The sequence below is a fragment of the Paenarthrobacter sp. NPDC090517 genome (assembly GCF_044769165.1).
Classification (GTDB): Bacteria; Actinomycetota; Actinomycetes; order Actinomycetales; family Micrococcaceae; genus Arthrobacter.
Window position 1 is genome coordinate 300,439 of the sequence record NZ_JBIVXN010000005.1, and the last position, 22,972, is coordinate 323,410.

General features: G+C 62.2%; 23 protein-coding genes and 1 riboswitch. Of the genes, 12 read left to right on the forward strand and 11 right to left on the reverse strand.

From position 1 onward, the window contains the following. Positions 1-9: 9 nt before the first annotated feature. The 3 genes from ACIQTW_RS17020 to ACIQTW_RS17030 are packed head-to-tail and all read left to right on the forward strand — an operon-like array spanning position 10 to position 4,176. Positions 10-2,400, forward strand: a complete 2,391-nt coding sequence (locus tag ACIQTW_RS17020; RefSeq protein WP_402939190.1) for a bifunctional salicylyl-CoA 5-hydroxylase/oxidoreductase — start codon at positions 10-12, stop codon at positions 2,398-2,400. A 2-nt stretch (positions 2,401-2,402) separates the two neighbouring features. Continuing rightward, on the forward strand, positions 2,403-3,761 hold the full coding sequence (locus ACIQTW_RS17025) for an MFS transporter (protein ID WP_402939192.1): 1,359 nt from the start codon (positions 2,403-2,405) through the stop codon (positions 3,759-3,761). A 7-nt stretch (positions 3,762-3,768) separates the two neighbouring features. Further along, the gene (locus tag ACIQTW_RS17030) at positions 3,769-4,176 is read left to right on the forward strand and encodes an acyl-CoA thioesterase (RefSeq protein WP_402939194.1); all 408 of its coding nucleotides are present in this window, start codon (positions 3,769-3,771) and stop codon (positions 4,174-4,176) included. A 79-nt stretch (positions 4,177-4,255) separates the two neighbouring features. Here ACIQTW_RS17030 and ACIQTW_RS17035 read toward each other — a convergent pair whose 3' ends face one another. Next, entirely contained in the window at positions 4,256-4,789 is a 534-nt protein-coding gene (locus ACIQTW_RS17035) for a hypothetical protein (RefSeq protein WP_402939197.1), read from the reverse strand. A 133-nt stretch (positions 4,790-4,922) separates the two neighbouring features. Here ACIQTW_RS17035 and ACIQTW_RS17040 point away from each other — a divergent pair, with 133 nt between their 5' ends. Together ACIQTW_RS17040 and ACIQTW_RS17045 are read left to right on the forward strand one after the other, a co-directional pair. Then, positions 4,923-5,303 carry a hypothetical protein gene (locus ACIQTW_RS17040; RefSeq protein WP_402939200.1) on the forward strand — a complete coding sequence of 127 codons (381 nt, stop codon included), beginning with the start codon at positions 4,923-4,925 and terminating at the stop codon, positions 5,301-5,303. Positions 5,304-5,460: 157 nt separating this feature from the next. Next, the gene (locus ACIQTW_RS17045) at positions 5,461-6,345 is read left to right on the forward strand and encodes a PaaX family transcriptional regulator C-terminal domain-containing protein (protein ID WP_402939202.1); all 885 of its coding nucleotides are present in this window, start codon (positions 5,461-5,463) and stop codon (positions 6,343-6,345) included. A gap of 60 nt (positions 6,346-6,405) precedes the next feature. Here ACIQTW_RS17045 and ACIQTW_RS17050 read toward each other — a convergent pair whose 3' ends face one another. Together ACIQTW_RS17050 and ACIQTW_RS17055 are read right to left on the reverse strand one after the other, a co-directional pair. Next, complete coding sequence (locus tag ACIQTW_RS17050) at positions 6,406-7,188, reverse strand: VOC family protein (RefSeq protein WP_402939205.1); 783 nt, start codon at positions 7,186-7,188, stop codon at positions 6,406-6,408. A gap of 242 nt (positions 7,189-7,430) precedes the next feature. Next, positions 7,431-8,072, reverse strand: a complete 642-nt coding sequence (locus ACIQTW_RS17055; RefSeq protein ID WP_402939208.1) for an NADPH-dependent F420 reductase — start codon at positions 8,070-8,072, stop codon at positions 7,431-7,433. An 82-nt stretch (positions 8,073-8,154) separates the two neighbouring features. Between ACIQTW_RS17055 and ACIQTW_RS17060 the strand changes: the two genes are divergently transcribed. Together ACIQTW_RS17060 and ACIQTW_RS17065 are read left to right on the forward strand one after the other, a co-directional pair. Further along, positions 8,155-8,478: a hypothetical protein gene (locus ACIQTW_RS17060; RefSeq protein ID WP_402939211.1), complete on the forward strand. Its 324-nt coding sequence runs from the start codon at positions 8,155-8,157 to the stop codon at positions 8,476-8,478. Next, complete coding sequence (locus ACIQTW_RS17065; RefSeq protein WP_402939213.1) at positions 8,468-9,172, forward strand: HAD family hydrolase; 705 nt, start codon at positions 8,468-8,470, stop codon at positions 9,170-9,172. The genes ACIQTW_RS17060 and ACIQTW_RS17065 overlap by 11 nt, the downstream gene beginning before the upstream one ends. A gap of 18 nt (positions 9,173-9,190) precedes the next feature. Here ACIQTW_RS17065 and ACIQTW_RS17070 read toward each other — a convergent pair whose 3' ends face one another. Next, positions 9,191-9,574: a hypothetical protein gene (locus ACIQTW_RS17070; protein WP_402939216.1), complete on the reverse strand. Its 384-nt coding sequence runs from the start codon at positions 9,572-9,574 to the stop codon at positions 9,191-9,193. 117 nt (positions 9,575-9,691) lie between these two features. After that, entirely contained in the window at positions 9,692-10,303 is a 612-nt protein-coding gene (locus tag ACIQTW_RS17075) for an NADPH-dependent FMN reductase (RefSeq protein WP_309074245.1), read from the reverse strand. A gap of 186 nt (positions 10,304-10,489) precedes the next feature. On the opposite strand from ACIQTW_RS17075, the gene ACIQTW_RS17080 reads away from it, so the two are divergent. The 4 genes from ACIQTW_RS17080 (at position 10,490) to ACIQTW_RS17095 (ending at position 13,935) form a co-directional block, all read left to right on the forward strand. Continuing rightward, positions 10,490-11,716: a Re/Si-specific NAD(P)(+) transhydrogenase subunit alpha gene (locus ACIQTW_RS17080; protein WP_402939220.1), complete on the forward strand. Its 1,227-nt coding sequence runs from the start codon at positions 10,490-10,492 to the stop codon at positions 11,714-11,716. Continuing rightward, positions 11,716-12,090, forward strand: coding sequence for an NAD(P) transhydrogenase subunit alpha (locus ACIQTW_RS17085; RefSeq protein ID WP_402939223.1), 375 nt, complete (start codon positions 11,716-11,718; stop codon positions 12,088-12,090). The genes ACIQTW_RS17080 and ACIQTW_RS17085 overlap by 1 nt, the downstream gene beginning before the upstream one ends. Continuing rightward, positions 12,087-13,460: an NAD(P)(+) transhydrogenase (Re/Si-specific) subunit beta gene (locus ACIQTW_RS17090; protein WP_402939228.1), complete on the forward strand. Its 1,374-nt coding sequence runs from the start codon at positions 12,087-12,089 to the stop codon at positions 13,458-13,460. Before ACIQTW_RS17085 ends, ACIQTW_RS17090 begins: the two co-directional genes overlap by 4 nt. Before the next feature lie 127 nt (positions 13,461-13,587). Continuing rightward, complete coding sequence (locus ACIQTW_RS17095) at positions 13,588-13,935, forward strand: hypothetical protein (RefSeq protein ID WP_402939230.1); 348 nt, start codon at positions 13,588-13,590, stop codon at positions 13,933-13,935. Between the two features lie 79 nt (positions 13,936-14,014). Here ACIQTW_RS17095 and ACIQTW_RS17100 read toward each other — a convergent pair whose 3' ends face one another. The 6 genes from ACIQTW_RS17100 to speB all read right to left on the reverse strand — a co-directional run bounded on the left by ACIQTW_RS17100 (position 14,015) and on the right by speB (position 21,017). Next, entirely contained in the window at positions 14,015-14,908 is an 894-nt protein-coding gene (locus ACIQTW_RS17100; RefSeq protein ID WP_402939233.1) for an amino acid-binding protein, read from the reverse strand. Between the two features lie 154 nt (positions 14,909-15,062). Beyond that, the gene (gene mscL / locus ACIQTW_RS17105) at positions 15,063-15,527 is read right to left on the reverse strand and encodes a large conductance mechanosensitive channel protein MscL (RefSeq protein ID WP_402939236.1); all 465 of its coding nucleotides are present in this window, start codon (positions 15,525-15,527) and stop codon (positions 15,063-15,065) included. Positions 15,528-15,694: 167 nt separating this feature from the next. Beyond that, entirely contained in the window at positions 15,695-17,020 is a 1,326-nt protein-coding gene (locus ACIQTW_RS17110; RefSeq protein WP_402939239.1) for a D-arabinono-1,4-lactone oxidase, read from the reverse strand. Beyond that, entirely contained in the window at positions 17,017-18,534 is a 1,518-nt protein-coding gene (locus tag ACIQTW_RS17115; protein ID WP_402939242.1) for an aminobutyraldehyde dehydrogenase, read from the reverse strand. The genes ACIQTW_RS17110 and ACIQTW_RS17115 overlap by 4 nt, the downstream gene beginning before the upstream one ends. Before the next feature lie 27 nt (positions 18,535-18,561). After that, positions 18,562-20,016, reverse strand: a complete 1,455-nt coding sequence (locus ACIQTW_RS17120; protein WP_402939245.1) for a purine-cytosine permease family protein — start codon at positions 20,014-20,016, stop codon at positions 18,562-18,564. Beyond that, complete coding sequence (speB, locus tag ACIQTW_RS17125) at positions 20,013-21,017, reverse strand: agmatinase (RefSeq protein ID WP_402939248.1); 1,005 nt, start codon at positions 21,015-21,017, stop codon at positions 20,013-20,015. The genes ACIQTW_RS17120 and speB overlap by 4 nt, the downstream gene beginning before the upstream one ends. Before the next feature lie 188 nt (positions 21,018-21,205). Between speB and ACIQTW_RS17130 the strand changes: the two genes are divergently transcribed. Further along, a complete protein-coding gene (locus ACIQTW_RS17130; RefSeq protein ID WP_402939250.1) occupies positions 21,206-22,720 on the forward strand; it encodes a PucR family transcriptional regulator in 1,515 nt (504 codons plus the stop codon). 74 nt (positions 22,721-22,794) lie between these two features. Then, positions 22,795-22,893: riboswitch (glycine riboswitch) on the forward strand. Positions 22,894-22,972: the final 79 nt, after the last annotated feature.

Sequence of the window (22,972 nt, forward strand, 5' to 3'; positions counted from 1 at the left end):
GAAACACCCATGAAAATCGCAATCGTTGGAGGCGGCCCCGGCGGCCTGTACTTCGCAGCACTGATGAAGCAGCTGGACCCGTCGCACGACATCACCCTGTGGGAACGCAACGCTGCCAGCGACACCTTTGGCTTCGGCGTCGTGTTTTCCGATGAGACGCTCGGCGGCATCGGCAACGCGGACCCCGTGGTGGCTGAATACATGAGCCGCCGCTTCGCCCGCTGGTCCGACATCGACATCCACTTTCGCGGCGAAATGATGACAGTCGGCGGCCAGGGCTTCGCTGCCATGAGCCGCAAGGAATTGCTGGAGCTGCTGCAGCGCCGCTGCATCGAACTGAACGTTGACGCGCGGTTCAGTACCTTGGCTCCCGCCGTCGAGGAACTTGAAGCCAATTACGACCTGGTTCTTGCCGCGGACGGCATCAACTCGCAAATCCGCGCAAAGTACGCTGATTCCTTCAAACCGAACCTGGACATGCGGACCAACAAGTTCATGTGGCTTGGCACGGACCAGGTGTTCGAGGCCTTCAAGTTCTTCGTGAAGGAAACCGAGTGGGGTGTCATGCAGATCCACGGTTACCCTTACTCGGATGAGGGTTCCACGTTCATTGTGGAAATGCACCAGGACGTGTGGCACGCGGCAGGTTTCGACGAGACCGCCAACGACGTCTTCCCTCCCGGCGTCTCGGATGAGAAGGCAATCGCCAAGATCCGTGAGATCTTCGCCGAGGAACTGAACGGCTATGAGGTCCTTACCAACAACTCCAAGTGGATCAACTTCACCACCGTGCGCAATGAAAACTGGCGCCACAACAACGTAGTGCTCCTGGGCGACGCTGCCCACACTGCCCACTTCTCCATTGGTTCCGGCACCAAGCTGGCCATGGAAGATTCCCTGGCGCTGGCCGCATGCCTGCACGAACACCCCGATATTGAGTCAGCGTTGGCAGCCTACGAGGCTGAGCGTCGGCCCGTGGTCGCCTCCACCCAGCGCGCAGCCCAGGCTTCCCTTGAGTGGTTCGAACGGATCGGACAGTACAAGGACCAGGACCCCACCCAGTTCGCGTTCAACCTGCTCACCCGCAGCCGCCGCATCACCCAGGAAAACCTGCGCCTGCGCGATCCCGAGTTCGCAGAAACCGTGGACCGTGGCTTCGCTTCGTCGCAGGGGCTGACAGAGGTTGCGCCGGCTATGTTCCAGCCGTTCCGCATCGGCGAACTGGAACTGAAGAACCGCATCGTCGTCTCGCCGATGGACATGTACTCGGCCACGGACGGTATTCCGGGCGACTTCCACAAGGTGCACCTCGGCTCCAAAGCACTCGGTGGCGCCGGCCTGGTCATGACTGAGATGGTCTGTGTCTCCGAAGCCGGCCGGATCACCCCTGGCTGCAGCGGCCTCTACACAGACGGCCAGCGTGACAGCTGGAAGGAGATCGTGGACTTCGTTCACAGCCGCTCCACCGCCAAGATCGGCGCGCAGCTGGGCCACTCGGGCCGCAAGGGCTCCACCAAGCTCATGTGGGAAGGCATCGACCAGCCGCTCGACTCCGGAAACTGGACCGCCGTCGGCCCTTCTGCCCTTCCCTACAGCCCAGAGAACCAAACTCCCGTGGAGTTGGATCGTGCAGGCATGGATGCCATCAAGGCGGAGTTCGTCGCTTCGACAGTCCGTGCTGAGGAGGCTGGTTTCGATCTCCTGGAAATCCACGCCGCCCACGGCTACCTGCTGTCCTCCTTCCTTTCGCCGGTGTCCAACAAGCGGACCGACGAGTACGGTGGCAGCTTGGAGAACCGGCTGCGGTTCCCGCTGGAAGTGTTCGACGCCGTTCGTGCAGCATGGCCTGCCCACAAGCCGGTGACGGTGCGCATTTCCGCCACTGATTGGATCGAGGGCGGCAACACCTCCGATGATTCCGTGGCCATCGCCAAGGCGTTCGTTGAGCACGGCGCTGCAGGCTTGGATGTTTCCACAGGCCAGGTTGCCAAGGAAGAGAAGCCCGCTTTCGGCCGCAGCTACCAAACCCCGTTTGCCGACCGTATCCGTCAGGAAGTTGCCGCACCGGCAGGCGTGGCTGTGATCGCCGTCGGCGCTATCTCAACCTACGACGACGTGAATTCCATTCTCCTGGCAGGCCGCGCGGACCTGATCGCCCTGGGCCGTACGCACCTTTACGATCCCCAATGGACACTGCACGCTGCCGCTGAACAGGAGTACCAGGGGCCTGGAGCTGACTGGATTCCGCAATTCCGTGCCGGACGCCGGAAACCACCGAGCTCGCGCACTGACGCCGTTCGTCCCCGCCTGTCCCTGCTCAAGGAAGCCGACATCCAAGAGGCCAACACCCACCTTCGCTGGACTCCTGAGTCCGCCGCGGCATCGGTTTTGGTGAAGTAGCCATGGCAACCGCACCCCTCAGCACATGGAATGTGCCCAGGAAGACCACCGGACTGGTGTTGTTCTGCTGCTGGCTCGCGATCCTCGCCGAAGGCTATGACGTGGGCGTACTCGGGGCCATCCTTCCTGCCCTTGCTGAGTACAAGGAATGGAACCTTAGCCCGTTGGCACTCGGTGGTCTGGGCTCATATGCCTTGATCGGCATGCTTATTGGCGCCCTGTTCATTGGCACTCTCAGCGACCTTGTGGGACGCAAGAAGATGCTCCTGGCTTCCATGGCAATCTTCACGCTCACCCAGGCGGGCGCCGCGTGGGCACCGACGCCGGAGCTCTTCGGCCTGTTCAGGCTAATCGGTGGTCTGGGCATGGGCGGTGTCATCCCGGTGGCGGCGGCCCTGACCATTGAATACTCGGCACCGAACAAGCGCTCCTACAACTACGGCCTCATGTACTCCGGCTACTCGTTGGGCATCGTCGCCGCCGCTCTTGCCGCATTGTTCGTCCTGCCCATGGGCGGCTGGCGAGCGGTCGTCGCTATTGGTGCTGCGCCGGTGGTGCTGATTCCGATCATCTGGAAGTTCCTCCCGGAGTCATTGGAATTCCTGGAGTCAAAGGGCCGGAAGTCCGAAGCGAAGGCCTTGGCAGCGAAATTGAACATCGCGGACTACCGCCCCGTGGCTCCCGCGGCCCCTGTCCAAGGCGGTCAGGCCGATCCCTGGTGGAAGACCATCACCACCATGTTCTCCCGGAAGTACCTGCGGTCAACGGTGTTCTTCTGGATCTCGCTGTTCTGCGGTTTGGTACTGGTCTATGGCCTGAACACGTGGCTGCCGAGCATCATGAAGAAGGCCGGCTACGACCTCGGCTCGTCCTTGACGTTCCTGCTGGTCTTCAGCCTTGCTTCCGCGATCGGTGGCCTGCTTCTGGGCCGCGCCGCGGACAAGTACGGGAAGAAGCTCATCCTGGTGGTGTTCTACATCCTGGGCGGCTTGGGCATCATGCTCCTGGTCTTCCCCAACACCATGGTGGTCAACCTGCTGTTCGTGGCCTTCGCGGGCGTGGGTTCCATCTCCACATCGCTGGTCCTGACCGGCTACATCGCCGACTACTATCCTTCCAAGGTTCGTGGCACGGCAACGGGCTGGGCCCTGAGCTTCGCTCGTCTGGGTGCCATTTCCGGACCGTTGATCGGCGGCTGGATCGCAGGCTCGAAGCTTCCCTTCGAGGCCAACTTCGCCATCTTCGCGGGTATTGCCGTACTTGCAGCAGGCGCTGTGGCAATGATTCCCAAGCCACAGCCTGAGGTGCCGGTTGCCGCCGTCGACGTTGATCCTGACGACGTCGCCGTCAGCGCGCGCTAGGAGAATCATGGATAGGTTTCCGGAGGCATGCGTCGAGCGAACGGTGGAGTGGGTGGACACCGATGCCTCCGGACACCAGCACAACTCGGCAATCCTGCGCTGGGTCGAGGCCGCGGAAGCTGAGCTCTTCCGCTCGCTGGAGTTGCCGGACTACTTTCCCAGCGCTCCGCGGGTGCAGCAAGTGATCAATTACAAGGCCAAGCTGTGGTTCGGCCAGCGCATCACCGCCACGGTGAAGATTCAGGCGCTCGGCCGGACCTCGCTGACCATGGCTTTCGATGTAACGTCCGACGCCGGTGAGGTCGCCGCGTACGGGACGGTCACCACGGTGCACGTCCCTCACGGAAGCACCGCTGCGCAGCCTTGGCCGGAACATCTGATCCGGGCCGTCACGGGTGCGCCGGCAGCCGAATAGCTCCGCCGAGATGGCAGTTGACACCAATGTTGAAGCCTGGGATTGGTGTCAACTGCCATCTCGGCGAGGGGTTTGTTGACTAGCGCAGGCCCTTGAGGATGTTCTTGGGCCTCTGCATCTCGCCGTGCTTGGCACCCAGGATGATCACCCAGGCCGCGAACGCCGGGATGGCCCACTGGAGTGCTTTCAGCTGGGTCTGAGCGGCCTTCAATTCATCCGATGCGCCGGCCCGCGGCTCCGTGGCACCCTCGGCGCCTTCGTCGGAAAGCTCATCCACCTTCTTGCCCATAACACCTGCATACAAGGTGACTGCAGCTCCGGCCAAGGTCACCACTGTTTTGTAGATGGTGTTTGCGGCGACGCTGTCCTGCTTGGCGATCCTGCCCTTGTTTTCCCAAGCGATGGCCAGGTCCGCCGCGAGATGCCCGGCGAAAGCTGCCGTCTGGACCGGAGCCCACTTACCCCAGCCCTTGCTTGAGAGGCGGGTCCGCTCCGTGGGATCTTTGGCTTCTGCTGCAGCACCGTTGAGTCCGATGGCTCCCATCAGCGAGCCGCCGAACCATGCTGCGGCTGTGAGGTCGTGAATGGAGCGGGCTACGAGATTTCCTGCCATGATGTGCTTCCTATCGTCGATCCGGAAAGTACCTTTTAGGCCGTGTCAGCCTCGAAACAGCGTGGTTCTATACTAAGCATGCTTACTATGGTGCGGCCAGTCGGTAGAGCCGCCTTGCGGTTACGCTTAGCCCGTGGAGCAGCTCTACGCGATTCCCGCGTGCATAATTCTTGGTTGTTTGGCCGTTTTCCAGGTGGCGTTGGTGGCTGGTGCGCCCCTGGGGCGGTTCGCTTGGGGTGGGCAGCACGACGTCCTGCCGCAGAAGCTGCGGGTGGGCAGTGTGGTCTCCATCGTGCTGTATGCCCTGTTCGGCTACACGGCGTTGGCAAAAGCCGGATTGGTGCCGGTGCTGGTAAGCCAAACCTTCACCGACGTTTTCATGTGGGTACTTACCGCCTACTTTATTTTGGGCGTTGCCATGAATGCGATCTCCCGCAGCAAGCCCGAGCGTTTCGTGATGACCCCGGTGGCCCTGGTTCTCGCAGTCCTCTTCCTGCTTCTTTCGCTGGGTTGATCCCGAATCCGGGACGCACGCGGCCCGCGACACTCCAGTTAACCCCGATGTTGGGCCCGAGCATGGGGGTTACCTGCCAACTCGGCGCGGACTAACGCCGCACCTATGATGAACTGGACTGGCGCCGGCACTGTGGCGCGGAAATGAGGGCCCTAAGATGTTCGCCGTCCCGGCACCCCCGGTGCGCCACCAGCAACTGCTCGTCACGATTTTCGGTCTTTACGGCCGGAATGCCGGCGACGCGTTGCCGGTTTCTGCGCTGATCTCCATGCTGGGCTCGCTCGGTTACGACGCTCCGGGTGTGAGGTCGTCCGTCTCCAGGCTTAAGGCCAAGGGCGTACTGAAGAGTGTCCGTGAGGGCGGAATCGCCAAGTACAAGATTTCCGAGTCCGTCAGCGACGTGTTCCGGGAAGGTGACCGGAGAATTTTCGCCCCGGAGCAGCCTGCGCCGGTGGATACCTGGGTGCTTGCCGTCTTCTCAGTGCCGGAATCGATGCGTAACCGCAGGCACCAACTGCGGTCTGCTCTGCTGGGGCTTGGTTTTGGTTCCGTTGCCAACGGTGTGTGGATCGCACCCGCGCACAAGCTTGAGCAAGCCCGGGAACGCCTTACCGCGAGCGGTCTGATCGAGTTCGTTGACCTTTTCCGGAGCGACTACGTGTTCGACGGTCCCATGCGGCCGAAAATATCTGAGTGGTGGGACCTCAAGGAACTCGATCAGCAGTTCACTGAGTTCCTCGAGGTGTACAAGGGTGCGGAGCAACAATGGACCGAGCGGGTGGGTGATGATCCGGAAGCTGCCCTGGCTACGTCCACCGAAGAGCTGCGACGCGACGCATTCCGCTTCTACATTCCCATGCTCACCATGTGGCGTAAGTTCCCGTACCGGGACCCGAACCTTCCCACCGACTACCTTCCGCCCGAGTGGCACGGACCGGCGGTGCGCAAGACCTTCCTGGCCGTACACCGCTTGGCGGCGCCCCTTGCAGCAGCCCACGCACATGAGGTCATTGCTGAAGCCTTGGACCCGGCCGCCGCCTAGAATCCTGAGGCCTTGAACACCAAGGCGTTGCACCGGCGGCCCCTGCCTCGGGCTGTTGGGTTACTCGTCGATGCGGGGTGCGTCGATGATGCCGAACACTTCACCTTGCGGCGCTTGAATGATGGCCATGCGTCCCAGGGGGCTCTCTGTTACGGGCATGAGGAGGGTGGAACCGAGCTCCACTGCCCGTTCCGCAGTGCCTTGTACGTAGTCGCTGGCAAACCAGGTCAACCAATGGTCAGGGGTGGCATCAGGGATGTCGGCGTCAAGCTGGATTCCTCCCACTTCCCGCCCGTCCAGCGGCCTCCGAATAGTGGAGTACGGCAGGCTGTCCTCGTTTGCGTCCTGGTAGCTGATATCAAAGACCTCAGAGTAGAACGACCTGGCGGCGGTGAAGTCCCGGGTGTGGAGCTCGTTCCAGCACAGTGCGCCGTGTTCATTGACGCGTTCCGCTCCGATATGGGTGCCGGCTTGCCAGATGCCGAAGGCCGCACCAACGGTGTCCATGGCCAACGCCATGCGGCCGGATTCCATGACATCGAACGGAGGCGCGATCATTTCTCCCCCGGCCGCGCTGATTTTTTTGGCAGTGACGTCCACATCGTCCGACGCCAGGAACGTGGTCCAGACGGTGGGTATGCCCGGTGCCTGCTTCGGTCCCACGCCCGCAACTGCGCGCCCGCCAAGGTGCGCCAGGAGGTACTCGCCCGCGTCTTGGCCTCCGGATACGAATTCCCAGCCGAAGAGATCCGAGTAAAAGACTTTCGCGGCTGCGAGGTTGTCCACGCCCAAGTCCACCCACATGGGCGTTGCTGCCGGCCAGCTCGAGATTTTGGTGGACATGGGACTCCTCGGGGTAGGGCTCTTAGGGGGTGGCTGACTCCCCGGACGACCCGATGCGCCGAGTGTCCGGAGAGACAGCCACTATAAAGTGCGTCGATTTCCCGATTCGTGACACGATTTCGACCCCGGAATTTGCACCAGCTCCAAAAAACCGCCAGCCCCAAAACCGCCGACTCCAAAGCAGCCAGCACCAAAGGCGGCGGGAAAGCGAAAGCCGCGTTCCCGCCGTCGTGCGTTCCGGTTTAGACCGTGCGGGTTGCCTTGGCGAGGTTCTCGCGGAGTTCGTCCGCATTCTGCCGGATGACATACGCCGGGCGGTCGCGCTCAACGCGCCAGCTGTCCTCCAGTGGGCCGATGTTGACGGTGTCGAAGCCGAACTCGTCGTAGAGCTTGCTGACCAGTTCGGCGGCTTCCGGGAAATCACTTGAGGTGGCCAGGGCGCGACGGTTGGCAGTGCCTGCGGCCGTGCCGTCGGTGGTGATGTCCTTGGCGAGGATGTGATTGAAACCCTTGGCCACCTTGGAAGTGGGGAGGTGCTTCTGGAGCAGGCCGGAGGTGGTAGCTTCGCCGTTATCCAACTCGGGAATGCGGCCGTCGCGCTCCCAGTAATAGTTGTTGGTGTCGATGACGATCTTGCCCTCGAGCGGCTCTGTGGGGATGTCCCGGTAGTTCTTGAGGGGAACAGTCACGACGGCGAAATCACCCGCCGCTGCTGCTTCGGCTGCCGTCGCGGCCCGGGCGCGCGGCCCCAGTTCCGTCACCAGCTCGCCAAGGGTCCCGGGACCCCGTGAGTTGCTGATGACGACGTCATAGCCAAGTTCCACCGCTTTGCGGGCTACTTGGCTGCCAATGTGTCCTGCACCGATGATTCCGATTGTTGTCATGATCTTGCCAACAACAAGTTGCAGACGCCTCATTCCCGCGTTACGCAATATTTCTGAGAGGCCTATACTAAGTAGTCTTACTATGCTGGTTGGCATCGAAGACGAGGAGGTAGGGATGGCCGGGCATTTGGAACTGGTTGAAACGCCTGATGGGGAATTTCGGATTTTGATGGTGGACGGCGACGACGTGTTGATGGGTCTGTCCAAGCGGTTCGCCTCCGTGGATGAGGCTGTTGAGGGAGTTGCTGCCATCAGGGAAGTGGCGGGGACCGGACTCCTTCGCACCTCAACTGCAGAACGATATGCCGTGCTGATGTTGGAGGAGCCGGTGATTGATTCTGCGCTGGCATCGCAGGGTGTGCATGGTGCACAAGCCCGGACGAAGGTGGTTAACTGTGGCAGCTGATGCGACGGCTCAGAAGAAGCGCGGTGTTCTTTTCGATGTTGATGGAACGCTGATTGATTCGAGCTACTTCCATGCCATGGCTTGGTGGCAGGCTTTCCGTCGCGAAGGGTTGGACATCGAAATGTCCGCCATTCATCGTCGGGTGGGCATGGGTGGCGACCGGCTCGTCCAGAGCCTGGTCCCGGACTGCCCCGAGGATATGCAGGAAGATCTGAAGTCCGCGCACGGCGCGGTCTTCTCCACGTTTTGGCCGACTCTGCGTACCTTCGATTCGGTACGGGACCTTTTGGCTGCGTGCTCCGACGCCGGATTGGCGGTGGGCTTGGCATCCTCGGCGCAAGAGCGCGACCTGGAAGTGAGCAGGCACCTCCTGGACGCCGCGTCTTCCATTGATGCGTGGACCAGTTCCAATGACGCCAAGGAGAGCAAGCCCGCTCCGGACATCCTTGAGGCGTGCTTGGAGAAGCTTGGGCTACGCCCGGAGGACGTGGTGTTTGTTGGCGACGCGGTATGGGATGTGAAGGCAGGCGGTGCGATCGGCATTCCTGTCATCGCCCTGACCTGCGGTGGAATCAGTGAAGCCGAGCTGCGGGCCGCCGGTGCCGCGGAAGTCTATGACAATCCGCGGCACCTGCTGGAGAACCTGGAGACCAGCATGATCGGCAAGTTGATGGCTGGTTCCCGGGACGCCTAATAGGAGTCGCCGGTGCGTCTAGCGCGGTTCGTCGCTGATTCCTTTGTCCCGCCCGCGCCGGTTCCGCAGGGTCCAAATGATCAACGCGATGATGATGACTGCGGCAACGCCCGCCAGGATCCATGGAACGACGTCGGTGCGGGTCTGCTCCTGCTGTTCGGTCTCGCTGGTGCCTGGGTTGGCGGGGCCGGTGCCGGCGGGATTCGAGACGTCCGTGGTCGGCTCCGCGGTGGGCGTGGCCGTGGATGGCCCGGAGGGGTTGCTGGGTTCGGGTGAGGGGGTGGTGGTGGCGGCAACGCTGCCCTGCGCGCCGACTGCTGCGTTGGCTGCAACGGCAGTGGAAAGCATGGACCCGGCGAAGAGGGTCAAGGCAAGGGTGGTCATGGCTAATCTGCGAAGCATCGTTCCTCCTGGGTTACTAGCATGATTCCTCATATAGTAAGCATACTGACTAAGCCCTGGTTGTGGATGCTTTTAGCGGGCGCCTCCGGCAGTAGATCCGGAGGCAACCAGCGAACACTAGCGCGTGAGTTTGGCGGAATCCGGCTCCTGGTCGCCAATGTGGCCCGGAGCGTTGGCAGCGAGGACGCGCTGGACGAACGCACTGTACTCCTCCATGTAGTGCCGCAACAGCCCGGCGGTTCCTTCGTCCTTAACTGAACCGTCGTCGTCGTACGCGTCTGCAACGAAGCGGATATAGGCCTCAGGTGCGTTCAGCTGCGGCGCGTCCAGGAAGCTCAAAACGCTGCGCATGGACGACTGCATCACCGCGGTCCCGATGCCGCCCGGTGATGCGCCGATGATTCCGGTGGGTTTGCGCGCGAACGAGTTGCTGCCCCAAGGGCGCGAACCCCAGTCGATGGCGTTCTTCAACGCGCCCGGAATGGAGCGGTTGTACTCGGGGGAGACGAAAAGGATGCCGTCCGATGCGGCGATCGCATCCTTCAATTCCCGGCCTGCCGGCGGAAAGTCCGCGTCGTAGTCCGAGCTGTACAGAGGGAGGTCCTTGATGGCAATTTCATGGAACTCGAGTTCCGGCGGCGCCACGCTGATGAGGGCCTTGGAGAGGACCCGATTGATGGAATTGCTTGCCAGGCTTCCGACGAAATAACCGATTTTGAAAGTGTCCATAGTGGCTTTCCTTTCCGACGGCACGGCCGGAACCGGCTCGTCGACGGTGTGGTGGCTGGTTGCCCCCAGCTTCCACCGACCCTAGTTGACTTATGCACATAGCGCAGCCCCTACTCCCGCCGGGACCTCTGCGGTCATAGACTCATGCCAACTGAGTTCTGGACAGTTCCGGAAGAGGGGTGGCGGGTGAAAGCAGGCATAGCGCGAGAGACACTCGACGGCGAGCGACGTGTTGCCGCAACGCCGGAAACGGTGAAGCAACTGGCGGCTTTGGGCCTTGAGGTCGAGATCGAGTCCGGTGCCGGACTGGCGTCCGGACACAGCGACGACGACTACCGGGCGGCTGGCGCCGCTGTGGTGCAGTCCTTGGTTCTCGGATCGCTGGATGTTTACTGCCACGTGCGTCCCATGGAACCGTCGACGGCGGGGGCTCTCCGCCGCGGTTCGGTAACCGTCGGCTTAGGGTCGCCGTCCTCGGAATTACCCACAGTGCGGGCGCTCGCCGCTGGAGGAATCACCTCCTTTGCACTTGAACTGGTTCCGCGTATATCGCGTGCCCAGTCCATGGATGCACTCACTTCCCAAGCCCTGGTGGCTGGCTATCGATGTGTCCTTGAGGCGGCCATGCGGCTCCCACGGTTCTTCCCGCTTTATATGACGGCAGCAGGGACCATTCCGCCCGCGCGGGTCCTGGTCCTCGGTGCTGGAGTGGCTGGATTGCAGGCTATCGGAACCGCCAAAAGGCTTGGTGCACGCGTTTCCGCCAACGATATCCGCCCGGCCTCGGCTGACGAGGTGGCATCCATGGGAGGCACATTCATCAAGCTGGACCTGGAAACCGCCGAGGCATCCGGCGGTTACGCGCGGGAACTCAGCGCGGACCGAGGTGCCCTGCAGCGTGCCCTTTTGACGCCACACGTGGCCCAATCCGATGTCCTGATCACCACCGCCGCTGTCCCTGGAAGACGTGCGCCGCTTTTGGTAACCCGCGAGATGGTCCAAGGCATGCGCCCGGGATCCGTGGTGGTGGACCTGGCAGCGGAATCCGGCGGGAACGTGGAGGGCAGCATCCCCGGCCAGGATATTCCCGTCCCTACCGGCGACGGCCAGGGTGTGGTGACACTCGTGGGAATCAAGGACCCTGCCTCGGCGATGCCCGCGGATGCCTCCCGCTTGTACGCCAAGAATGTGTCCAACCTTTTGGCCCTGATGACGCAGGACGGCGTAGTCGCTCCGGACTTTGAGGATGAGGTTGTTGCCGGCACGTGCCTCACGCACGACGGCGAGGTCCTGCACCCACCAACTGCGGAAGCACTAACGGCGCTCGCAGGGGAGACCGCCCCCTTTGGTAGCGGGCCTGCCGGTAGTTCCCAAACGGGTAGTTCGCACACGGGCAGGGAAGGAGTGCGCTGATGGATGGCATGAGCCTGCTTACGATCACGGTCCTGGCCGTATTCGTGGGCTTTGAAGTGGTTTCCAAGGTCTCCAGCACCCTGCACACGCCGCTCATGTCAGGGGCCAACGCCATCCACGGCATCATCCTGGTGGGCGCCATCATCGTGGCCGGGCAGGCTGCTGATCCGTGGGTGTTGGCGGTTGCCCTGCTGGCTGTAGTTCTTGCCACGGCCAACCTCGTAGGCGGGTTCGTGGTGACCGACCGCATGCTGGAGATGTTCCGCGGAAGGCAACGGCCGCCGTCGGATGCTCGTCCAGGACGTTCCGTTGCTTCCGGTGGTCCTGAAGGTTCCGGCGCCGTGGAGCCGGTCCGAGGGGAGCGCCGGCAATGACGCTTCTCAACCCCACCTGGACGGCGCTCCTGTACTTGGCCGCCGCGGCCTGTTTCATCCTTGCCCTTAAGGGGTTGAATTCGCCAAAGACTGCACGGCGGGGCAACCTGATCGGAGCATTTGGTGCCCTGCTGGCTGTGGTGACGGTGTTTGTTTCGGTGAAGCTTGACAACATTCCATGGATTCTTGGGGCCATAGCTGTGGGCTCGGGTGTTGCTGCACCTGTGGCCCGTCGCGTGCAAATGACTCAGATGCCGCAGCTCGTCGCCCTCTTCAATGGTGTGGGTGGTGGTGCCGCGGCGCTTGTCGCTCTGCTGGAACTCTCCCACGGGGACGATCCGTGGGTTCGATTGGCAATCGTCTTCACGTTGCTGGTGGGTGCGGTGTCCTTCGCTGGCTCCGGTGTCACTTTCGCCAAACTCCAGGGACTCATGACCACCCGGCCGGTGACGTTCCCTGGCCTGCCCGCCCTGATGGCCGTGGTGCTGCTGGCTGCCGTGGGAGCCGGCGTCGTGGTGATCCTGAACGGCTCTTTGGTACTGGCGTTGGGGCTGCTGCTTTTGGGGCTGATTGCCGGAGTGCTGTTGGTGCTCCCTGTGGGTGGCGCCGATGTGCCGATCGTCATTTCGCTCCTGAATGCCTTCACGGGGCTGGCCGTCGCGGCATCTGGATTGGTACTGGGTAATGTCCTCCTTGTCGTCGCCGGCACGCTGGTGGGGGCTTCCGGCACCATCCTCACCCGTGCCATGGCTGCCGCGATGGGGCGCAGTGTTGCCGGCATCATGTTCGGGGCCTTCAGGGGTGGATCCACCGCCGGATCCACTGCCGTGAGTGAGCGGCCAGTGCGTTCCTCCAGCGCGGAGGACGTGGCAGTACTTCTCGGCTATGCGCAGCGGGTGATCATCGTCCCCGGCTATGGGCTCGCGGTTGCCCAGGGGCAGCACACCGCCGCAGAGCTTGCCCTTGCGTTGGAAGCACGCGGTATTGAGGTGGACTTCGCCATCCATCCTGTGGCTGGGCGCATGCCCGGCCATATGAACGTACTGCTCGCAGAGGCCAACGTCCCGTACGAGTCGCTGAAGGAAATGAGTGACATCAACTCCGAGTTCAAGACCACCGATGTGGCCCTGGTGGTGGGAGCCAACGATGTTGTGAATCCCGCAGCAAAAACCACCTCGGGATCGCCGATCTACGGAATGCCCATCCTGGAGGTCGCCGACGCCCGGCAAGTGGTGTTCCTCAAACGCTCCATGCGTCCCGGGTTTGCGGGGATTGAGAATGAACTGTTGTACGAACCTCAAACCACCCTCTTGTTCGGCGACGCGAAGGACTCGCTGACCAAGGTTCTGGGGGCCGTCAAGGCGCTCTGAGGACAAACAACGTGGTCGGATCCTTGCTGGCTTCAAAGGGCTTTCCGACAATCCGGGGTGGTCCTATGCTGAACCGTACGAGCTGCCCTGCCCATGCCGAACCGCCATATCCAAGTGAGGTTGCGCCATGACCGTGAAACTCAACAAGAAGGCTTTTGACCACGCGAAGCATCTGATCCGCGACGGCAAGGTGGTCAAGGACACCCGCGATGACTGGAGCGAGCATGCCCCCAGCGCCAAGGACGAGAATGCATTCTTGGACAAAAATGGGCACTCCGAGTACTCCAAGTGGTTCCTCGGCGTGGACGACGATCACCCCGACGACCAAAAGGGCCATTACAAATTCCCGATTGGTGACTTCAAGAAGATCCACCGCTGCGGGGTGATCTCCGCCGAGAGCAGGGCCGGCCAGTACGACTATGACGATATTCGTGATGCCTTGGGAAAGCTGCTCGAAAAGATCGATGCCGACTGAAGTGCTCCTGCCCACTTGGTTGCATGCAAGGGCGCGGTGACATCGACGTTTCGCGCGGAATTATGTGTTTTTGGGTGCACTAACCAGGAGGGACCACGCAGACTGCAGGCCTATGCGCCAGGATTTCCGCGAGCTCGGCCAGCCTGTGCGCGCGTGCCGATTCGGCGGGAGAAAATGGCTCGCCGGGTCGGGAAAAGACCAGGGGCCCGTGCCACGCCGTCGGGATTTTGAGGATGTCAGTTGAAGGCCCGACGACGGTGGGAACCTCGGGCGCGGTGCGTTCTGGATCGATGGGGACTACTTTTGCGGACAGGAGTTCGGCGACGGCCATCGGAAGCTCGTTCGGGTTCCCCGCGATGCGGGCGGCGAGACTCAGCGCCTTGGTTTGGCCGTCGGCCATGGCCAAAGCAGTGGTGGACCAAACATGTGACTCTTGCCCGCCGCCGTCGTGCAGTGCTTTCTGCAGTTCCTGCTCGGTGACCTCGCCCGGCGCGGAGAGAACGAACTCATCCATAACCCTTTCACCGGCGTCTGTGGGAGCTGAAGCCGTCCCGATCATCGGGTGGACGTGCAGGCTGAGGATGTTGGCGTCAATCTTGGCGAGGGCATGGGTAATTTTCTGCAGTGACCCTGGTTGATCCATCAGCACCGTTCGTGCTCGCCACAGTGCAGGGGCGAGGTGCAGTTGATGCCGCTGACGGAGGGCAGGCGCATGCAGCCAGCGCCGCAGGACCTTGGCTGCGGACGGTTCAGCAACCCAAATAACCAAAACAGTGGCGGTGACCGCCAACAGCAGGACCTTTGCCAGGTAGGGGAGTTGGGTTCCAACCACTGCCGCATGAACCAGCAATTCGATGGGAAGCATGACCGCGATGTTCGCGAGGGTGAGCCGGGCTTTGGTCGGTTCGGGCAACTGACCGCAGGCTTCACACAGAAGATCAGCGGTGACGGGAGTGCTCGGGTTGGGCTTCATGATTTCATGCTGCCCCGCCCCGGTTTCGAGCTCGTTGCCTTCGCGTCACGTTCTGAGGACAGGCCTGTGAACGAACAAACCCGGCACCCTCCAGGTGAGGATGCCGGGTTCGGCTAAGCAAGTGGGAAGGAGCGCTTGCGGAGAGCTGGCGGTCCTAGCGGGTGCGGTCGGAATCGAAATCCGGATCCAGTTCGGAAGCCTGGCCAGCGTTGCGATGGGCTGCTGCATCCTTGAGGAGATCCCGGATTTCTGCCAGCAGGGCAGTGTCTGCGGGGAGCGGCTCTTCCTCGGGTTCCTCGGTGGAGAGGCGGTTCTTGACCAAGGAATTGATCTTGTTCATGGGCGCTACAAAGATGAAGTAGACCACGGCTGCGGTGATCACGAAGGTCACGAGCGCGGTCAGGACAGCGCCGAAGTTGATGAACGTGGCGGGGTTGTTTTCCCAGATCTTGAAGCCGAGTCCGTCAGCGTTCATGCCACCGGCGGCGGCGATCACGGGATTGATGATGTTGGTGGTGAAGGCAGCAACGAGGGCGGTGAACGCACTGCCAATGACGACGGCAATGGCCAACTCGATCACGTTGCCGCGAAGTATGAAGTCCTTGAAACCCTTAAGCATGGATGTTCCTCCGATTGGGTGCGGGTGGCTGGCTCAGCAGAGATCAAACTACCACTCCGAGGTTTCAGGGAGTTGTCACAGGGATGTGAGAGACGGTTGGGGGAAGGGCTAGGGATGTGAGAGAGGGAGGGGCCGGGATGTGAGAGAGGGTCCCGGCCCCTTCCCCGTCAGGCGAGCAGCGACCTGGTGTGGTCGTTGAGGAACATTCCGCGGGGATCAAACTCCTTGCGGACCTGGATGAAGGTGTCCAGCTCCGGATAGAGGCGCTCCAGCCGGCTCCGGGTCATGAAGTGGATCTTCCCCCAGTGGGCTCGCGGCTCGAACTCCTGCAGGACGGCATCGGCGTCGCGGAAGAACTGCCAGTAGTCGGTTCCAGGCTCGGTGGTCAGTGTGATGACGGTGCTGTCGCGGCCTTGGAACTGGGACATGTAGGCGTCGTCGGACTTTACCCAGCGGACCTCCACGGGGTACTTCTGTTCGGGATACTTGCTGCGGATAAGGTCCTGGATAGCCTCTACGGCGACCAAGCCGTCCTCGCTGCGGACGAAGTACTCGAGTTCATGGAACTGGCTGGTGAAGCCGCCCGGGTAGATCCGGTAGGAACGGTCCAGCCGCGCACCTTCAACACTTGATATCTGGCTTTCGTCCTGGACCGAGGCAACGTTGTAACGCTTGGTGTAGCTGCGGCCTCCCATGCTGTGGTCCGGCGAACCTGGAAGGTCCAAAAGCTCGCATGAGTCATCTTCCGGGCACCACAGGAAGGAGTAATGCCGGTTGTCATCGATGTCGGCCTGCCATGTCGAAGCAGTTTCAGCCCAAGTGGGGTAGCTGATCTGCTCCTGGAGGTAGTAGCTGTCCTCCACGGCCAACTCCACCTCCAGGAAGATCCCCAGCGTGCCCAACGCAACCTGCGCGGCCCGCAGTTCGCGGAGCTGGCTCTCCCCGATTTCCACGATTTCTCCATAGCCGTTGATCAGCTTCACCCACCGAAGTTTCGAGGAGAAGCTGCCCAGGTCCTTGCCGGATCCGTGGGTGCTGGTGGCCAGTGCGCCTGCGATCTGCTGCTTGTCTATGTCCCCTTGATTGCTGAGCGCCAGTCCTTTCTCCCACAAAGCATCCCCGAAAGCGTTGATGGTTGTGCCGGCCAAGGCCCGGGCACGGCGCCCCGATTGGTCAGTTCCTGTGATGGCCGAAAGGCCAGCCATGTCCATCAGGACGCCGCCGGTTTGAACCAAGGGCGACGAGGAGTGTCCTGAGCCGACTGCCCGAACAGGCAGGCCTTCGTGAATGGCGAAACGGACGGCGTCGAGCGCTTCTTGTTCATTCCTGGGCCGCACGGTGAAGGCAGGCGTCGCGCTTTGGTTACCACCCCAGTTGGTCCAGGTGGCGTCCGTGGCAAAAGGGGCCGAAGGGGTAGCGGCACTTGGCAAGGAGGCCGGCCGGGAAACGTTGGTGGTCATGGTGAAAGCTCCGTTGCTTGTCTGAACGCTCACGCGCCGTGGTTGATCATGACGTGCTTGGTGCGCGAGTAATCGTCCAGGGCGTAGAGCGAAAGGTCTCGGCCGTAGCCGGAACCCTTGAATCCGCCCCACGGTACCTCGCACGCGAGGACAAGGTGCGCATTGACCCACACGGTGCCGAAGTCCAACTGCTTGGGAATCCGGAGGGAAAGGCTTGAATCGCGTGTCCACACCGAGGCTGACAAACCGTACGGGCTCTCGTTGGCGCGGGTCACGGCTTCTTCGGTGGTGCTGAAGGTTTCCACAGTGACCACCGGGCCGAAGATCTCGTGCGTGGCGATGTGAGCGCCCGCCGGCACATTGCTGATGACCGTGGGCTCGATGAAGTAGCCGGGACCTTCCAGCGCAGAGCCGCCGATAGCCACGGTGAGGCCTGCCTCCTGGGCTTCCGCGAGCGACTCTTTGACTCGTTCGTAGTGCGGGAGGGAGATCATGGGGCCGATTTCGACGTCGTCTCCGGCGTCCGGCGACCCGAGGACCAGCGTGCTGACCTCCCGGACCAGGTGCTCGGTGAATTCCTCGGCGACGGATTCGTGGACCAGCACGCGGCAGGCGGCACCGCAGTCCTGGCCTGCGTTCCAGAAGCCTGCGTTCCGCACACCGGCAGCGGCAGCGCGGAGGTCGGCGTCGGGGAACACCACAACGGGGGCTTTGCCGCCGAGTTCCAAGTGGACGCGCTTGACGGATTTCGCGGCCGTTTCAGCCACGGCCTGGCCACTGACGACGCTGCCGGTCAAGGCGACCAACGCAATGTCCGGGTGTTCGGAGAGACGCTGTCCCACGGTACGGCCACGGCCGGTGACTACGTTGAGGATCCCGTCCGGGATGCGTCCGGCCAACACTTCCACCAGCTTTAGCGTGGACAGCGGGGTTTGCTCGGAGGGCTTGATGACGATGCTGTTGCCGGCAGCGAGGATGGGGGCGATCTTCCAGGCAGCCATCAGCAGCGGGTAGTTCCAAGGGGTGATGACACCCACCACACCTACGGGTTCGCGGAGGATCACGGACGTGTGGTCCGTGGCGTAATCGCCGCCGGCCATGGAGGTCAAAGTCCGTGAGGCGCCGGCCATGAACCGGAAGGTGTCGATGGTGCTGGAGACGTCGTCCTCAGACACGGCCTGCGGCTTACCGGTGTTGGCGGATTCCAGGACTTCGAAGACCTTGCGGTTCTCCTCAATGATGTTCGCGATGAGGTTCAGGACATCAGCGCGTTCCTTTGGAGTGGTGGCACCCCAGGTCTTTTGAGCCACGACGGCGGCGGCAACAGCGGCGTCCACATCATCGGCCGTGCCGGCCTGCACGGAGGCGATGACCTGTTCCGTGGTGGGATCCACGACGTCGATGGACAGGCCAGAGGAGCCTTGGACGAAGGACCCGTTGACGAAGTGCCCTGCCGGCGGCAGCGGCAGTTGCAGCGGGAGCGACGAGGCTTGGGTGTCCGGGGATGCGCGTCGGACGGTGAACTGTTCAGTGTGGGTGGTAGTCATGACGATTCACTTTCAGAGGAGGTCTGGTCAGATGAGGTCTGGCGTGAGTGCACTAGCGGGAAAGGGTGCGGCTTCGGTGTTCTTGCGGAACACCCGGGCTGCGACGTAATAGAGGGGAGCGACGACGACGAGGCCGACGATCCAGGAGATGTCCACGCCGCCCATCGCTGCGGCCAACGGGCCTGTGTAGATCGCGGTTGCCGAGAAGGGAACCTGGATCAGGGCGCCTGCTACATAGGAGCCGATGGCGACCCAATTGAACCGGCCGTACACGCCGCCGTCGCGCTTGAAGAAGTCTTCAACCCGGTACTCGCCGTGCCGCAGAAGGTAGTAGTCCACCAGGTTGATGGCCGTCCACGGAACCAGGACGTACATCAGGAAGGAGAGGAAGTTCGTGTAGAAGAGGATGAAGTTGTCGCGGGCAAACAGGGCGATGGAGACTGCGACAACGAACAGGATGATCGCGGCAATGCTGCGGGTCTTGGCGCGAGGCAACCAGCTCGGCCTGAACGTCTGGCCAATGGTGAGGGTGCACAGGACGCCGCAGTACAGGTTCATGGCGTTCGATGCCGCGACGCCCAGGCAGAAGATGCCGACTATGATCAGGGTCCACGGCTGAAGCATCGCCCCCAGGCTGCCCACGATTTCGACCTCGCCGGTGCTCATGGAGACGGCTAGCGTGCCCACCAAAGCGCCAAGGATCATGGGGAAGAGGGTTCCCAACACGCAGCCTGAATAGGAAGCCCAGAACGCCGGGGCGGAACCTGTGCCCTGCGGCATGTAGCGGGAGTAATCAGAGACGTACGGCGCGTAGGCCAGTTGCCACAGGGCGGAGACGGAGATGGTTCCCATGAAGCCGACCCAGTTGAAGTTGCCCGTCTCCAGGAAGTTGCCGGGCAATCCGTGGACCATCAGGATCCAACCGAAGGCCAGCAACAAGGCCAGGCCGGCTGCAACGCTGAGGACGCGTGCATAGGCATGGATGAGCCGGTAACCGAAGATCGTGGCGATAACGCTGACGATGCCGATGATGATGATTCCCGCGTCAACGCTGATGCCCGGGCTCACCGCAGCCATTGCTTCCCCGCCGAATACCAGGTTCGCTGCGAAGAAGCCCACGTACATGATCACCACGATGACCACGATCAGCAAAGCGCCGAAGGAACCGAACTGACCACGGGTCTGGATCATCTGGGCCACACCCAATTGCGGGCCCTGGGCCGAGTGCAGCGCCATGAAGATGCCGCCCACCACGTTGCCGATGATGATTCCCGCAATTGCCGGGACAAAACCGAGACCGAACACGGTGGTGGCGAGTCCGCCGGTCATGATAGTCATGATCATGATGTTGGAGCCGAACCAGATGGTGAAGAGGTCCCGGGCCTTGCCGTGGCGCTCATTGGCGGGGATCGGCTGGATGGTTCTGTCCTCGAGCCGGGGTACTTCCGCAGCAGGCCGCGGTGCCTCGGTGGAGGTCCTCATGACGCGCTCCGGGATGCCGAAGCGAGCTCGCGAACAGCCGTGTTGTCCGCTTTGCTGCGGTTCACCATGAGTCCGAGAAGGTCGAACACCAGGGTGGCCGCGGCGACCGTGGTGATGTCCGCGTGGTCGTACGCCGGGGCGACTTCCACGACGTCGGCGCCCACGATGTTGATGCCGTCCAGTCCGCGGAGCAACGCCAGGAGCTCGCGGGAGTGGAGCCCGCCCATTTCGGGGGTTCCGGTGCCGGGTGCGAACGCGGGGTCCAGGACGTCAATGTCGATGGAGACGTAGACGGGGGTATCGCCGAGCCTGTCCTTCACGCGCTGGATAGCTGCCGGGACACCGATCACGTCCAGGTCCGAGCAACGGATGATCTGGAACCCGAACTCGTGGTCGCGAAGGAAGTCGTTGCGGTCATAGACCGGGCCGCGTATACCCACGTGCATGGACTTGTCCTCCACCAGCAGGCCTTCCTCGAACGCCCGTCGGAAGATGGTTCCGTGTGTGATCGGCTGGTCGAAATAGGTGTCCCAGGTGTCCAAGTGGGCATCGAAATGCAACAGGGCCACAGGGCCATGGACCTTGTTCAGGGCCCGCAGCATGGGAAGGGCGATGGTGTGGTCGCCGCCGATGGAAATAAGCCTCTTGTCCGTGCTGATCAGGGGCAATGCCTGCTCCTCGATCTCACGGACGGCCCGGGTGATGTCATAGGGAGTGCAGGCGATGTCGCCGGCATCCACAACCTGGGCTTCGTACACCGGTTCAACGTCGAGCTCCGGGTGGTAGCCGGGGCGCAGGAGACGGGAGGCCTCGCGGACTGCGGCAGGACCAAAGCGGGCGCCGGGCCGGAAGGAGGTTCCGCCGTCGAACGGTACGCCGACGATCGCGATGTCGTAATCCGGGACGCGGTCGATTTGGGGGAGGCGGGCGAAGGTGCCGAGGCCTGCATACCTGGGGACTTTGGTTGCGTCGACAGGACCGATGGGCTTGTGGGTTGTCATTGACGGATCCTTGGGTTGAGGGGTGCTCGCCGTTGAGCGGGAAGTAAGTAGTTCCATTCTTGGTGACGTGGATCACCCCGGATAGCGGTACATTGACTACAAATGGCCGAGTCGTTTAGACGAATGTCTAAGTGCCGCGATATCCTGCGGCTGAAGCCGAACAAGCAGACCAAGAATCGGGGCGAAACATGGCGATTACGGTGGCTGAACTCGTCGCAGAGCCGCAGCTGGGACTCACCCTGATGGCCGGACCCGCCGGCTTGGGTAATCGCATCACTTGGGCCCATACCTCGGACCTGCCCAGGCTGTGGGAGTGGGTGACCGGTGGGGAGCTCATGATGACCAATGGCCTCTCCATTCCCGCCGACGCCGAAGGGCAGGTAGCGCTCGCCGAAGCTTTGATGGATAGTGGCGCCAGCGCGTTGGCGATCGGTGAGAAGATGCACGCTCCGCCACTTACGGAGGAATTCCTGGAGGCCTGCAACCGCCTTCCGCTGCCCCTGATCAACATCCCGTATCCGCTGCCGTTCATCGCGATTGCCCGTTCGGTGGCCGAATCCTCGCTGCTGGAGGAGTCCCGCCGATTGAGGCAAACGGCCCGTGTTTACGACCTCCTCCGCACCGCGGGAGCCTCCGAGGACCATTGGCAGAGCCTCGTCCAAAGGCTCGCCACCGAGCTCGACGCGGACCTGTTCGTGGTGGATAGGCGCTGCCTCCATCCTTGGCATCCTGACGGGCAGTCACTTCCGGTGTTCCTCGCCGAGGAATGGGCTCCCTTGTCCGGGCAGGTATCCCTCGCCGGGAAGAACTTCCAGTGGCACCGCATCCGCGGCAGGCACGTGCTCACCATGGATATTCCCACCCACGCCAACGCGCTCCTGGTGGTGCTGCCCAACAGCGAACCGCACCCGGACGCCGTCGTGCTTCTTCACGCCGCAACCGTGCTGGGGCTGCAACTTTCGCGCATCGTTTTGTCGCTGGAAGGCCGCCACCGACTGGCAGGTGAGTTCCTGCTGCAGGCCATGGATGGACGTTTGGGCGCGGCCGAGATGGAGAGCCGGCTGGCCGGTTTTGAGGTTCCGCCCCAGGGTTTCCTGCTCGCCTCCATGTCCGAGGCGGCCGGCAACAAAACAGCGGACGACGGCGACAGGCTGGCTAACGTTCATATCGAACTGTGGCGGCATGGGGTTGCGTCGGCCACGTTGAAGCGGAATAACAGGCTCCACGTGGTGGTCCCGGCCGACGTTTCTGATGAAGTGCTGGTGCACTGCGCCGGGGAAGGCGCCGCCATTGGAATCAGTGCGCCGGCAGCTGTCGCCAACATCCAGGGTGCACTACAGGAGTCCCTCTGGGCGCTCGGTTCTGCCCGTGCCAACAACTTGCGGCTGGCCCGCTATGCCGAGGGGCCATCGTGGCTTGGACTCACCAGTTTCGAGGAAGGGACAGCCTTGGTCCGCCGTCTTTTGGGGCCGATTTTCGACTACGAGCAGGGCCGGGAAGGCGATCTCATTGTCACCTTGAGGACGTATTTGGACTCGCAACGCTCTTGGCAAAAGACTGCGACGGCGCTCTTCGCCCACCGGCAGACGATCATCTATCGAATGCGGAAAATTGGCGAACTGACAGGGCTGGACATGGGTGAAACGTCCACGGTCGCCCAATTGTGGTTTGCGCTGCAGATCCATGAAGCGATGCATCAGTAGCCATACCTTGCTTGCGCATTTTCAAAACAACCAGCTATGGTGTGAAGCGTGTCACCCAGGTGATGCAACGCTATTGATCTGCGGCGGGAGAGTCCTGCCGGTACATCCAGTCAGGCGCCGTAGGAGCAAATCCTCCCCAGGAATCTCTCAGGCCCATGTACCGCCGCGGTTAGGCAACTCTGGAAAGCAGTCCGGGTAACCGGGCTCACCGACGGTGCAAGCAGGCAACAATTGCTGCGGAATCTCTCAGGT

Bases quoted from the DNA above. Each gene is read 5' to 3' on its own strand.
- ACIQTW_RS17050 (WP_402939205.1), bottom strand. From the start codon at position 7,188: ATGTCCACCAAAATCTCGAGCTGGCCGGCAGCAACGCCCATGTGGGTG.
- ACIQTW_RS17055 (WP_402939208.1), bottom strand. From the start codon at position 8,072: ATGACAACAATCGGAATCATCGGTGCAGGACACATTGGCAGCCAAGTA.
- ACIQTW_RS17035 (WP_402939197.1), bottom strand. From the start codon at position 4,789: ATGGCAGGAAATCTCGTAGCCCGCTCCATTCACGACCTCACAGCCGCA.
- ACIQTW_RS17095 (WP_402939230.1), top strand. From the start codon at position 13,588: ATGACCGTGAAACTCAACAAGAAGGCTTTTGACCACGCGAAGCATCTG.
- ACIQTW_RS17090 (WP_402939228.1), top strand. From the start codon at position 12,087: ATGACGCTTCTCAACCCCACCTGGACGGCGCTCCTGTACTTGGCCGCC.
- ACIQTW_RS17070 (WP_402939216.1), bottom strand. From the start codon at position 9,574: ATGCTTCGCAGATTAGCCATGACCACCCTTGCCTTGACCCTCTTCGCC.
- mscL (WP_402939236.1), bottom strand. From the start codon at position 15,527: ATGCTTAAGGGTTTCAAGGACTTCATACTTCGCGGCAACGTGATCGAG.
- ACIQTW_RS17045 (WP_402939202.1), top strand. From the start codon at position 5,461: ATGTTCGCCGTCCCGGCACCCCCGGTGCGCCACCAGCAACTGCTCGTC.
- ACIQTW_RS17115 (WP_402939242.1), bottom strand. From the start codon at position 18,534: ATGACTACCACCCACACTGAACAGTTCACCGTCCGACGCGCATCCCCG.
- ACIQTW_RS17100 (WP_402939233.1), bottom strand. From the start codon at position 14,908: ATGAAGCCCAACCCGAGCACTCCCGTCACCGCTGATCTTCTGTGTGAA.
- ACIQTW_RS17130 (WP_402939250.1), top strand. From the start codon at position 21,206: ATGGCGATTACGGTGGCTGAACTCGTCGCAGAGCCGCAGCTGGGACTC.
- ACIQTW_RS17060 (WP_402939211.1), top strand. From the start codon at position 8,155: ATGCTGGTTGGCATCGAAGACGAGGAGGTAGGGATGGCCGGGCATTTG.
- ACIQTW_RS17075 (WP_309074245.1), bottom strand. From the start codon at position 10,303: ATGGACACTTTCAAAATCGGTTATTTCGTCGGAAGCCTGGCAAGCAAT.
- ACIQTW_RS17120 (WP_402939245.1), bottom strand. From the start codon at position 20,016: ATGAGGACCTCCACCGAGGCACCGCGGCCTGCTGCGGAAGTACCCCGG.
- ACIQTW_RS17025 (WP_402939192.1), top strand. From the start codon at position 2,403: ATGGCAACCGCACCCCTCAGCACATGGAATGTGCCCAGGAAGACCACC.
- ACIQTW_RS17030 (WP_402939194.1), top strand. From the start codon at position 3,769: ATGGATAGGTTTCCGGAGGCATGCGTCGAGCGAACGGTGGAGTGGGTG.
- ACIQTW_RS17085 (WP_402939223.1), top strand. From the start codon at position 11,716: ATGGATGGCATGAGCCTGCTTACGATCACGGTCCTGGCCGTATTCGTG.
- ACIQTW_RS17020 (WP_402939190.1), top strand. From the start codon at position 10: ATGAAAATCGCAATCGTTGGAGGCGGCCCCGGCGGCCTGTACTTCGCA.
- speB (WP_402939248.1), bottom strand. From the start codon at position 21,017: ATGACAACCCACAAGCCCATCGGTCCTGTCGACGCAACCAAAGTCCCC.